Annotated in this window: 6 protein-coding genes and 1 tRNA gene; 1 reads left to right on the forward strand and 6 read right to left on the reverse strand. The window is 39.2% G+C overall.

What is annotated here, in order from left to right:
- Positions 1–1,615: 1,615 nt before the first annotated feature.
- A tRNA-Lys gene (locus tag AC07VK_RS07910) sits at positions 1,616–1,688 on the reverse strand.
- Positions 1,689–2,003: 315 nt separating this feature from the next.
- Between AC07VK_RS07910 and AC07VK_RS07915 the strand changes: the two genes are divergently transcribed.
- Positions 2,004–2,633 (forward strand): Crp/Fnr family transcriptional regulator, encoded by a 630-nt coding sequence (locus tag AC07VK_RS07915; protein ID WP_492959539.1) that lies wholly within the window; start codon positions 2,004–2,006, stop codon positions 2,631–2,633.
- 317 nt (positions 2,634–2,950) lie between these two features.
- On the opposite strand, the gene AC07VK_RS07920 is transcribed toward AC07VK_RS07915, so the two are convergent.
- The 5 genes from AC07VK_RS07920 to AC07VK_RS07940 all read right to left on the reverse strand — a co-directional run bounded on the left by AC07VK_RS07920 (position 2,951) and on the right by AC07VK_RS07940 (position 12,452).
- Positions 2,951–4,009, reverse strand: a complete 1,059-nt coding sequence (locus AC07VK_RS07920) for a cellulase family glycosylhydrolase (protein ID WP_492959541.1) — start codon at positions 4,007–4,009, stop codon at positions 2,951–2,953.
- A gap of 60 nt (positions 4,010–4,069) precedes the next feature.
- Positions 4,070–5,908 (reverse strand): glycoside hydrolase family 35 protein, encoded by a 1,839-nt coding sequence (locus AC07VK_RS07925; protein ID WP_492959543.1) that lies wholly within the window; start codon positions 5,906–5,908, stop codon positions 4,070–4,072.
- A gap of 125 nt (positions 5,909–6,033) precedes the next feature.
- Positions 6,034–7,557: a glycoside hydrolase gene (locus AC07VK_RS07930; RefSeq protein WP_492959545.1), complete on the reverse strand. Its 1,524-nt coding sequence runs from the start codon at positions 7,555–7,557 to the stop codon at positions 6,034–6,036.
- Positions 7,558–7,578: 21 nt separating this feature from the next.
- The gene (locus AC07VK_RS07935) at positions 7,579–9,279 is read right to left on the reverse strand and encodes a RagB/SusD family nutrient uptake outer membrane protein (protein WP_492951941.1); all 1,701 of its coding nucleotides are present in this window, start codon (positions 9,277–9,279) and stop codon (positions 7,579–7,581) included.
- A gap of 5 nt (positions 9,280–9,284) precedes the next feature.
- The gene (locus tag AC07VK_RS07940) at positions 9,285–12,452 is read right to left on the reverse strand and encodes a SusC/RagA family TonB-linked outer membrane protein (RefSeq protein WP_492959547.1); all 3,168 of its coding nucleotides are present in this window, start codon (positions 12,450–12,452) and stop codon (positions 9,285–9,287) included.
- Between the last annotated feature and the right edge of the window lie 153 nt (positions 12,453–12,605).

The raw sequence follows: 12,605 nt of genomic DNA on the forward strand, positions 1-12,605 counted from the left end.
ATAACTAATATTTGGCTTTTGTGCGTACGATCCGAACGATATTATCAAGAAAAAAAAAGGCAGAACAAATTTAAATAGGCCAAAGTTACCCCACATTAAAAGCAATTGATTTCTACTTGCTTTTCCCAAGGGTTTTAAATTGAATTTTAGGCATTTATTTAGGCACATAACGAGGCGTTTTTGTTTGGTTAAGCTGTAGCCATCTCTATCCACCTGTAATCATGAATAAGAAATAACTAGCCAATTAAAATATAGTTCGATTATAACACTGAAAGGCAGAAGGCCAAATAAGTGTGAGAGGGGTTCAGTGTAGAAAAAACATTATCGAGATTGTTAATTAATTAAGAAAAATTCATGCCTCACAAATTTAGCATAAATATTCATAGTCAAAAAAAAGTGATCAAGATTATCAAAACAAATAGCACTATCACCAAAAGTAGTTTGGAAGATTAGTGTTCCAAAGTACAAAAAGACACCTCAGTTACCTGGTCTGAATTATAACCATGAGCAGTTATGGCTTCCTGCAAGAAGGATAAGAAATTAGATTTCTCAGAAAATATCCTATCAGAATTGTGGGTGCATCGCCCTTCTAAACTCAATTTTATATTCAAAATCCACTACTTTGTAACTTTGGGGTTTAATGAACTTTATCCCACCAAACATGTGTAATTAACAGAAATGCACGCCAACAAAAAAAAACCACATTTCTGTGAGGCTTTCTGTGATCCCGCTGGGATTTACACCTAGTGTAAAAATCAACGTTTGCAATATCTTAGAGTGGCTTTGAAATTCGAACGCCCGGAATGAGGTACCTTATTAATAGCCTTAATTCTGCGTTTGAAAAAAAACAAGATCCTGTTTGCCCGTTAATTTTGATAATTCCATTCCAAACAGCCATAATTTTAGTATATTAGGATAATCAAAAGGGATGATCACCCAAATCAATCCATCTGATTAAAATCCTCAAAAAAATATTCCAAAATCCACCTTTACGCCACATTTACCCCACGTTTAGGCCACCTTCCGGCCAGGCCTACTAGGTACTTGCTTTCATACTGCTTCGCACTTGCTTTGGTTGAGTTATAGCCCTGGTGTAGATCAGGTAGGTCAAAAATTTGCTTTGCTTTAGATCGGCGTGTTAACAATAGCTAAATGATATGTAAAGAGAAAGTTATCTTAAGGTATTGTTGGTGTATAGCTGTGTCGGAGACACGATATACGGCAAACCAGCCCTCTTAAAAAAAAACATATCAGAATAAAAAATACAATTTTTGATTTAAGACTATTAGCGCATCTCCATTTCTTTTCTCCAGACGAAACGACCATTGAATCCAACCCTGTTTTTTAGAAGTTTAAAACCACTTAAAATGAGCCGAGTGACCGTTTTAACACTAAATGCAGTGATCAGTATTTTTGCAAATTTTGGAGGTACAGGTCTAAAACAAAAAAGCCCCACATTTCTGTGAGGCTTTTTGTGATCCCGCTGGGATTGGCTCAGTCTGCAAACCCCGAACTTAGTCCTGAGCCTTTTACAAATCGAACCCAGGCCGGCGCTTCTGTTCGAATCCCAGCGGGGATAAAACAAAAAAGCCCCACATTTCTGTGAGGCTTTCTGTGATCCCGCTGGGATTCGAACCCAGGACCACTACATTAAAAGTGTAATGCTCTACCAGCTGAGCTACGGAATCATTTGTCCCTTTCGAGGCTGCGAAGTTAGAAATTAAATTCATTCCTGCAAAGAACAAAGTCAATCTATTTAATAAAAACTTAACATTAACGAAACAAAAAGCAGCTAAATAATTAAACATCAGACTAGAACAACAAAAAATATTATTTCTATTTTTTTGTTCATCATCATCAAAATAAGCACTGCAGTAAAAAAATATATTTCTATACCGAAATCTGATTTAAAGTATTGGCTGAATAAAACCTTTGTAGTTATAAAAGTGATTTTTTATTTTCACTATTATTTCCATTTTTACAGATAAATTACCATTCCTTTAATGAATATTGAAAATACTTACGGTGAAGATAAGTGGGCTGCATTTGGAGGCTTTTCGCCACTCATTACAGTTTTCAAATCTTATCATCCCCTTAATGATGAAATTGAAAAAATTATTAACGAGCAAACCTTTCCCATCCGCTTTGCCAAAAACAAACACATTGCCTCGCCATTAAAGCGTAATCGATATATTTTCCTTATTTTGGAAGGAGCAGTACATGGTTACCTTAAAATGGGAAACAAAAAAATTACGACTTGGATTGCTGCCGAAAATGAACTCGCGGGAACCATCAGAAATTTGTGGGAGAATGAAATCTCTGATGAATATATTGAAACGATTGATCCGGTATTTGCAATTGCCATTCCGCACGAAATGTCGAAACTGCTTTACAACAAGTTTCCGATTGCCAACTACGTGGGCCGTAAAATGACAGAGATTTATTTCCTCGGAGCAACTGAACGTGCTTATATAAGCAGGCTGCCCACTGCATTGAAACGTTATCAAAGATTCCTGGTTTCCTATCCTCATTTAATAAACCGTGTGCCACTTAAGTATATTGCATCATTTATCGGCATGCGGCTCGAAACACTGAGCAGGATTAGGAAAAAAGCACTTACTGAAAAAGAATAGTACGCCAGGTTTCTGATATGAGTCCCCCCTGCCGAGCATCAAACGTTTGCACTTTAATTTTTTGAATAAATAGATAGTACTGAAGTCAAATAGGCCCGGTTTGGTAGAAGGGTGATAAAAGTTTGGGTGATATCCCTATGGATTACCTGAAAGCTAAAGTGTAGATAAAAATACAGCGGTACACAAATGGCTGTAGAAAAATCGACCGGAAAAGTAGTGCCTTTCCTGATGAGATTTTTAGCAATTAAGTACATTTATTAAAGCAAAATCCGTCTCATAAATTATTATTTATGAGACGGATTTTTCCTTAAATCTTATTATAAACCCCAGCCATACCTGATACGGGTTAATCCCGATTGATTGGTAGTTGTTAAGGTAATATTTGTTCCGCTTCCGCCACGGTTCTGAATACTGTAGCTATCATTATCCCTAAGCCCTGGCCAGTACACACTGGCAACTTTATCGGTTCTAAATACATTGGTAGAACCAACTATATAGGCAATCTCATTATCGCTACCAACCGAACCGGTATAATTTTTACCCGTAGTCATGGCTGCACCGAATTCAGTAACCACGGTACGGCCTGCATAACTACCAAAACGGTTTCTCCAGTCGGCTTCCCAGGCCGATTGTGTTCTCGTAGCCCAAAATGCATAATTATGCAGGGATAAGAGGCAACTCGAAAAGCGGCTATCTGCACCAATAGCTGTTACATTTTCCGAATAGCCGGTACCCCCTAAAAGAATCCGCCCTTTGCTTACATTGGGATAACGGGAAAGCCATTCGGCATAAATAGTGGTTAATTGGGCCAATGTATAACCATAGGGCTCATTCATGGGTTCGAAATACACATTGGCATTACTTCCATATTTATTAACTACGGTTTGCCACATGGCCCAAAACTGAGTAGTGTCATCAATAGTACCATTATGGGAAGATGCACTCTCCCAACAAGCTAAAATCACTTTCATGTTCTTGCTCAATGCTCGATCTATTGCGCCTGTATATGCACCCCACCACGAATCGGATACACTTGGCGGATTAATTGGCAACCTTACCGTATTTACACCCGCCATGTTATTCTGGAAACCTGTTAATATGGCATTTGCCTTTGCCGATACAGTGGTGTAATCATCACCAGCGGTTAAACCTGAGGGGATTACCCAGCCATCAACAAAATTATCTCGGCCATCCGCCCAATTTACACCTGCAATACCCGCAGCACCAACCGATTCTAAATTTGCTTTTTGAGCATCCGTAACATCTGTTTTTCCGATATCAGGTGGAATCTCTGTAATCAATTCTTTTTTTTTACATCCCATTAAGCACACGCTTAACATAACGGCCATTGTTGCAATTGATGTTTTAATTTTCATAGGTTTGATAATTAATATTTGGTTAGTGAGGCGTTAACCAGAAGAAAATCGAAATGTTATTTATTTTTTCAGTTCATTTAAAATAGGTTTAGCTAAGCTACTTAATGTATGTTGTTTAGGTTTAAGCAGTTCGAAAACTACAATTTCATTCTTTCCTTTTTTAAGCCATTCTGCAGGCAAATAAATGGTCTGTTGTGGCCCAATAGCCCAATATTTACCCAAATTATGTCCATTAACCCAAACCAGTCCTTTTCCCCACTGGCGCATGTCTAGATAAGTGTCGGCAACTTTTGTTAAATTAAAGGAGGCCGATTTAAGTACCGCCGCAGATTGGCTATTTACTTTAGGCTGTATTTTTTGGGTATCGATTTTATCAAATGGCAAAGGATACATTTTCCATGATTTAATCTCTTCACCATTAAAAGTTACATTTTTAGTAATCCCTTTATTATTTTTAAGCAGATAAGGACCAAAATTAATTCTACCCATGTTTTCTACTAAAATATCAAGTTGCACATTACCAGCAGGAAGATCAACCACTAAACTATCTTGATAAACTCGTCTATCTAAAACACCTGCAAGTTTTTTATTAATATATACTAATCCGTAATCGCGCAGCTCATTGATTTTAATTACGCCCTTGCGCCCACCTTTTATCGTGCTGCTGTACAATACAAAACCATAAGGTTGGTTAAGGGCTTCGAAGGTTAATGGTTTTTCACTTAATTGTGGTTTCCCAACCAGGTTAAAGATGTCTGTTGATTTGGTAAAAGTAATTACAGGCAACGCAGCTGCAGGCTTGGCAGCAGGTATGAGCGGAAGTGTTTGGTTTGCAGGCAAATTCTTTTTAATCGCTTCGCGGAAAAGCATAAATTTTGGCGTCGCATTACCTGCCTCATCTAAAGGGGCATCATAATCGTAACTACTAATCTGTGGTTCGTATGCGGTAGAATCATTATAATTTGCCCCGTTCATAAAACCTCTGGTTGTACCACCATGAAACATATACATGTTAATAGAAATCCCTCCTTTAAGTACAGTATCCAGTTTGTCAGCATACATTTTTGGATCCACCTGATGGTGTTTTGTACCCCACCAATCGAACCAGGCCGGATACCATTCTGGCACAAAGTAAGGTCCGGTACCATTGTTATACTTATTGATCAGCGTTCTGATCTGAGCAGGATTGTCGATACCGTTTACGCCAGGAAGCAAACCCGCTAAATGCCCACCTTCTAATGCAGGAACAGGATCGCAGGTTGAAAGCACGCCATCAAAACCGGCATCTTTAAAGAGCTGGGTATTGATTTTTAGGTATTCTTTATCATTCCCATAAGAACCATACTCGTTTTCTACCTGTACCATTAAGATGTTGCCACCATGATTAATCTGCAATGGCGCTAACCGTTTACCAATTTCTTTAAGGTATTCTTTATATTCTTTTAAATATTGCGCTTCTTTACTCCTTACCTGTAAACCTTTAATGTTCTGTAACCAAAATGGGTAACCACCAAATTCCCATTCGGCACATACATATGGACTAGGGCGAAGCAATACCCATAATCCTTCTTCTTTTGCAATACGTACAAATTCAGCAATATCATTATTACCAGAAAAATCAAACTGATCTTTCTGCGGTTCGTGTACATTCCAAAATACATAGGTACCAATGGTATTTAAGCCCATCGCTTTAGCCATTTTCATTCTATCGCGCCAGGCTTCTCTCGGTATACGGGGGTAATGCATTTCGCCAGAAATGATCTGAAAGGGTTTATTATCCAGTAGAAAAACAGAGTCTGCAAGCTTAAAAGTGTGCTGAGCCTGTGCAAAAGCACCAAAGCTGGAAAAACAAGTAATTAAAATTACTGTAATCTTAAGGAGTTTGAGGATAGGTTTCATTTAAGATATATTTAAAAAAGTTAAAAGCATAGTTTTCCCATATCGATCTGTAAAGTGCCTTTCAGCTCAAAACAAAATGATTGATATAAAAAAATAAGGCGCTTTGTAATTACAGAGTAAGAAAGTTAATTACTAAGTATAGTGGTTACAGATTTAGCTGGAACACGAACACGTTTCGTATCCTTATATTGTTTAAAGGGTGATAAATTGTATTCGGCTGAAGTAACATAGGTTTGTACAAAACTTTGCTTATTCCCTTTTACATCGATATCCAGATCGAGATCGTTTTCTGTCGGGTTAACGGCTACCGTTACAAGCTTTTTATTTTGTAAGTAAGATGATACATACACCTGTGCTACTTTTTCTTCAATTGTTTTAACCTGAAGCCGCTTACTACCTGCATCAATAAAACGGCTATAATTGCCTAAAGCCCATAACATTTTACTCTCGTACACTTGTCCGTCGGTTTTGTTTCGATCGATATAAACCAGACCATCCTTGTAATCGCCAGTTGATACGCCCAACCACCACTGCCATGACGTTGCATTTGATAAAACGAGATCTTGGTGGATTAACCTTGCAATAAACAAAGCGGTTACCATACCCAGGTCGCGTTTTTCACCTTTAAGCACATCATCCCCCAGCACACAATATTCAGACATCCAATATCTTAAACCTTTTACACCGGCCACAGCATCGCCTGTTTTTTTACGTACATCAATAAATTTTTGTTCTGGGCTGGTGGTAAAATAGCTATGACCAGAAATAGAATTATCGATATTGGAAAGATTGCCAACATAGTTCGGTGATGAAGCATTAAAGAACTGATATACCTGATTTCCCTTTGCAGTGTTTCCATTATCGTATAAGTAATCGAGCTGACCTGCCTCTCCTACCTGTATTTTGGTTTTGATCTGATTTTTATTGAATGCATCATTTACACCTTTATAAAGCTGAGCCAGTTCAGTGTTGTTATAGGGGCAGCCTTCCTGGTTATGCTCATTCCATTTCCATTGTGGCTCATTTGCAGGGCTAAGGTAATCTAGTTCTATACCTGTTGTTTTTTTTATTCCATTAATAGTGGCTACGAGATCGGCAGAAAATTCGGGAAGTTTATCAAAATTCAGGTTGCAGTTACCATCGGTAGAATATGCTTTACCGTTTTTGGTAAAAAGTACATGCGGACTGTTTACAAAGCCGATAAACTGTTTTACACCACGGGTTTTTGCGGCCTTTAAAAACCAGGTTTGCCCTGGCATCGCATTCCAATCATAACTGCCATCTGGTTGCAGAAAAGCGTATTGACGGCGCCATTCGTCGCCAATATCGCTTGCCTTACCTTGGGCGGCACTGCCACCGCCAATGCTGAAACGCCACATGTTAAGGCCAATACCAACAGGTTGACCTGTTTTTGTCGTTTGGGTACTAAAAAGCAGATCGGCCATCTTATCCCTTTTCTCTGCAGGCCATAATCCGGCAAACTGACAAGTCCATGCATCAGAAGCGCCGAAACCTTCTATGGTTTGGAATGTGATGGCTGGATCGATCTCTATTTTCGCAACAGCAACTTGCGCAAGCGCGGTTTCGCCATAGAAAAATAAGGCCAGGCAGGCAAAAAAACGGTTCAGGTATTGATATGGCTTTATCATGTAAAATTTAATTTCTATTTATTAATAACCCGGGTTTTGCTGCAATTTACCACCTGAGGCTAAAATCTCGGCCCTTGGTATTGGCAACCAGTAATGTTTGGTTTCAAACTTACGCCCATCCAGCGCAACTTTAGGTGCATAAGTAAATCCTGTGCCTGTTTTGGTAATAATCACTCCGGCAGCAGGTTTGTTTTCGGTTACATCCGCAATTTTCCATCTTCTCACATCATAAAAACGATGTTCTTCGAAAGCAAGTTCTACCCTCCGCTCATAACGAACTGCATCGCGCATCTGTGTTTGTGTAAGTCCAACGGCCAATGCAGGCATATTCACATCTGGTCTTGCCCTTACCATGTTGATGGCTTGTCTTGCCGATAATGTTGATCCGGCAGGAACAGCATCAGGACCGTAAGCTTCGTTTGCAGCTTCAGCATAATTAAGCAAAATTTCTGCATATCTAAAATATATCCAGGGCTGAAAACCTGCATTGCCCCAAGGATTTTGCAATGGATAGGCATTATTCATGAATTTTTTAAGGTAATATCCGGTTTTGGTTGTATTCCAGTTATCATTCCCATCTTTACTATCCTTTCCTCCCGGAATAAAGGTTTCTACATTACGCTCTCGATACGCTGCACCATTGTATAAAATGGTTGCTGCAAAACGAGGATCACGGTCTTTGTACGGATTGTTCGCGTCATAACCAGAGGTAGGATCGGTAATGGCTTTACCGTTGGCCATTTCATAATCATCAACCAGATTTTGCAATGGGGTATTACCCGCCCAACCACCGTAACCATTTGGTCCATTAGCAATTTCTAAATGGGTATGATTTGCATTTTTGGTAAACAGCCTCGCGAAAATAATTTCATTGCTTTGGTCGGTTAAGAATAAATTCCCATAACCACCTGTGTAAATTCCGTATTTATTTAAAGAAATAACTGCCTGGGCTGCCGTAACAGCCGCCTGCCAGGTACCAGCATTATACAATGGACTTGCTGCATATAAAAGTAAGCGGGATTTTAGTGCAAGTGCAGCGCCTTTTGTTGCCCTTCCTACCATCCAGCTACTGCTGTTATCCAAAGGTAAATCTGCTGCAGCCTGGTCTAGCTGTGCTGCCACATAATCTATAGATTCTTTAATCGAAGCGCGTTGAAACAAAGCCGGATCCTGCAAATTATCGGTCAGGTTGGTTACCTTATCACCCATTAAAACTACACCACCATAATTCCTAATTAAATCCTGATAACGGAAGGCCTTAATAAACTTAAGCTCTGCAACCAATTGTTTTTTATGAGCTGCACTCATGCTAATTTTACCAAGCACTTCGAGCGCATAATTACATTCTCTGATGCTTTTGTAACTCCTTCCCCAATATACACCAGCGCTTCCTAAATTTTCAGGTGCCAGCTGTCCTCTTTGTATCAACCAGGTTGCATCGTCATTATTATAAATAGATTCATCAGTAAAAGAGCTCCACATGCTATATTCAAAACCTCTACCAAAACCCGGTGAAGAACCGTCACCTTCCTTATCCTGCAATCTACTGGCGATATAACGGTTGGTTACATAGGCCTCAAAAACAGCCGTATCGGTTTCTATAGCAGCTGTAGAGATCCGGTCTGTTGGTTCTACATTTAAAAATTCTTTTTTACAGCCCACAATATTCACTGAGATAAGAGACAGGCCTAAAAGTGTTATATATATTGATTTGTTATTCATGATATTTAGAATTTAATATTGGCGCCTAAATTAATAATGCGTTGCTGTGGATAAAATTGCCCGCTGCCACTGGTTCCTTCAGGATCGTAATCTTTTACTTTAGAAATGGTGAACAAGTTAAATGCACTTGCATAAAGCCTTAATCCCGATATATTGATCCGTTCCAAGAAACTGGCCTTAATGTTATAGGCAATTTCTACATTTTTAAGCCTTAAGAATGAGGCATCATTAAGCCAAAAAGTATTGTTAAACTGCCCACCGCTAATCGCATTCGATGCACGGTCAGTTACCCTTGGGTAAGTTCCGTTCGGATTTGCCGAACTAAACCTGTTATCGGCCCAACTGCTATAAAAGTTACCTACGCTACCCGATTCTGGCAAAACATATTGGCTTACCTGGGTTTGTCCGGCTAATACCATTGATACATCAAAGTTTTTATAAGATGCGCCAAGCGTAAAACCATAAGTAATCTGAGGAATATTGCTATATGGTGTTCTGGTTTGGTCATCGGCCGTTATTTTACCGTCATTATTATAATCGAGGTATTTAAGGTCGCCTATTTTAGCGCCACTTACATGTGGGTAAGCATCTAACTCTTGTTGTGTTCTGAATATGCCTATGCTATTGTAAAGCAGGTTAGCGTTTAATGGTCTTCCGGTTTGGCGTTGATAATCTAGCGTACCGCTTGCTTCATCAATAAAAATTACTTTGCTTTTTGCATAAGTAATGTTACCAGATGCATTCCATTTAAAGTTTTCGCCATTGTGGTTATACCCTAAAGTAGCTTCAAAACCAGCATTATTAACCTTACCGATATTTTCTGACGGTACCAGCGGATCGGAACCAAAAGGGTTTACAATTCCTGAAGATCCAGGCAATGATGCGTTACGCGTGCTTAAGATATCGGAACGTTTCTGCTGAAAATAGATCGCTTCGATACTAAAGTTTTTGAATAAAACGGCATTGAAACCGATATCAAGTTTTTTGGCAACCTCCCAGGTAATGTTCGGGTTTGCGAGTTTAACTAAGTTTACACCTGGCTGTATGGTTGATGAGGTTGCACCCGGGCTTTGGGCTACAAATCCATTCCCAACCAATACATAATTATCAAAATACTGGAAACCATTTACATTATCGTTACCTAGCGCTCCGTATGAAGCCCGGATTTTTAAATTATCAACAAATTTAATGCTTTCGCTAAACCATTTTTCTTTTGAGATTACCCATCCTGCAGAAACAGAAGGAAAGTAACCATACTGTTTGCCCTGAGGAAAAATTGAGGATCCATCTACACGCAACTGCCCTTCAAAAAGATATTTATCATCATAACTATAGGCCAGGCGACTGATAATGCTTCGGCGGTTATAGTTTGTACTATAGCCTGAGTTTAAGAAATCGGTAGCTGCAGTACCTCCCTGAGAAAGTTCAGGCAACGAAGTAGAGAGGAAGTTAAAACGTTGTGCATCGAAATATTCTAAATGATTTTCGCTCTGCTCATAACCCACAAAAGCATTGATATCGTGCAGGTTAAAACGACGAGCGTAGTTTAGTTTAATATTCGAAGTAAGCAACGATTCATTTCTATGACTTTCGGTCAGCGTAGCTTTTTGGTTATTGCCACCAACAATAACACTATTGTAGTTTTTAGATGTAGGATCGTATTGATATAGCAGATATGGTTTGCTGAAACTTTTGGTAAATACATTAGATTTATCAGCAGAAAAGAAACCATCAACCGAAAGGCCTTCAACCCCGGGAATAATAAAACTAGCTCTTAAAATACCATTTAAAACCTGCGTAGGCGATTTATTCGTTCCCCCAATATCAGTAACCTGTACGGCAGGGTTTGCATTTTCTATACCAGTTGTTGGCAAACCATTTGGATAATAAGCACCTACAATAGGTTTTGCTCTATAAATGGCCCTAAAAACATCGCCCGCACCAACCTGAGGAAACAAACGGTTTTCTTGTCTACCAGATACAGATAAGCCAACTTTAAGGTATTTAGAAACATTAGCATCTATATTCGTACGAAAATTGTACTGATTGTATTTGGTTACTCCATTTTTATACAAACCGTCTTGAGAAACAGTCCCTAACGACATGTAATACTTTACATCTTGTCCGCCACCATTAATGGAAAGGCTGTGTTGGCTTTGCAAAGCTGTTTTTTCTAAAGTTTGGTCAATCCAATCGGTGTTAGGGAACAACAACGGATCAGAACCGTTACGAAACTTTTCGATCTGATCAGCCGAGTAAGATTGATTAAGACCACCTGCGGGATTCGAATCGAAACCAATTTCGTTCATTATCTGCGCATAAGTTGCAGCATCTGCCATTTTTGGCAATCTTGTTGGCGAGCTAAAACCTTGGTTAAAACTATAATTGATGGTTGGTTTACCAGTTTTCCCCTTTTTTGTAGTCACTAAAATTACACCATTGGCTGCTCGGTTACCATAAATGGCGGCAGAGGCATCTTTTAGTACCGAAACACTTTCAATATCGTTAGGGTCTAATCGTTCCAGACCGCCAATTTGTCCAGGTATTCCATCTACAACAACTAATACACTGTTGCTCCCGGTTGTAGCCAAACCCCTGATGGTGATGTTTGAACCATCAAAACCTGGCTCGCCACTCCTATTGTTAATTACCACACCAGAAAACCGGCCGGCTAATGAATTGGATAAATTCGGTTGCGGACTCTTCACCAGGTCGGCTCCTTTTACCTGCGAGATTGATCCTGTTAATGTTGCTTTTTTCTGGGTGCCGTAACCAACCACTACCAATTCGTTTAGGGTTTTGGTATCTGAACTAAGCTGAACATTAATGGTTGTTCTATCACCAACCGTTTGCTCCTGGTTGATATAGCCTACAAAAGAAAAAATAAGTACATCAGTTTTGGCCGCAACATTAATGCTGTATTTACCATTTGCATCTGTTTGCACCGCTTTTTCGGTTCCCTTAATTTTAACCGCTACACCTGGAAATGTAGTACCTGTTTCGTTTGTTACGGTACCCGTTACCACAATTTCTTTGCGCTTGTTCTTTATCGCTGTTTTAACAGAAACTAAAGATGCCATTGCCGGTAAACTAATGGATACGATAAATAGAAATGCCAGTGTTTTAATTGTAAAGATTTTTGGCAAAAATCCTTTCAGAACTTTTCTTCTCATATTGGTTTGCAAGTTTAATATTTGGTTAGCAGATCAATTTTATAACCTACCCAACAGAACCCTCTATCGGAATCGCGATTATAGCACTGCTTTATAGAAGGCTAAATTAGCGCCAACAAACAACTCCTATAGGGTACAAACAATCCAAATTAG

Source organism: Pedobacter sp. GW821-FHT01D05, from assembly GCF_059422505.1.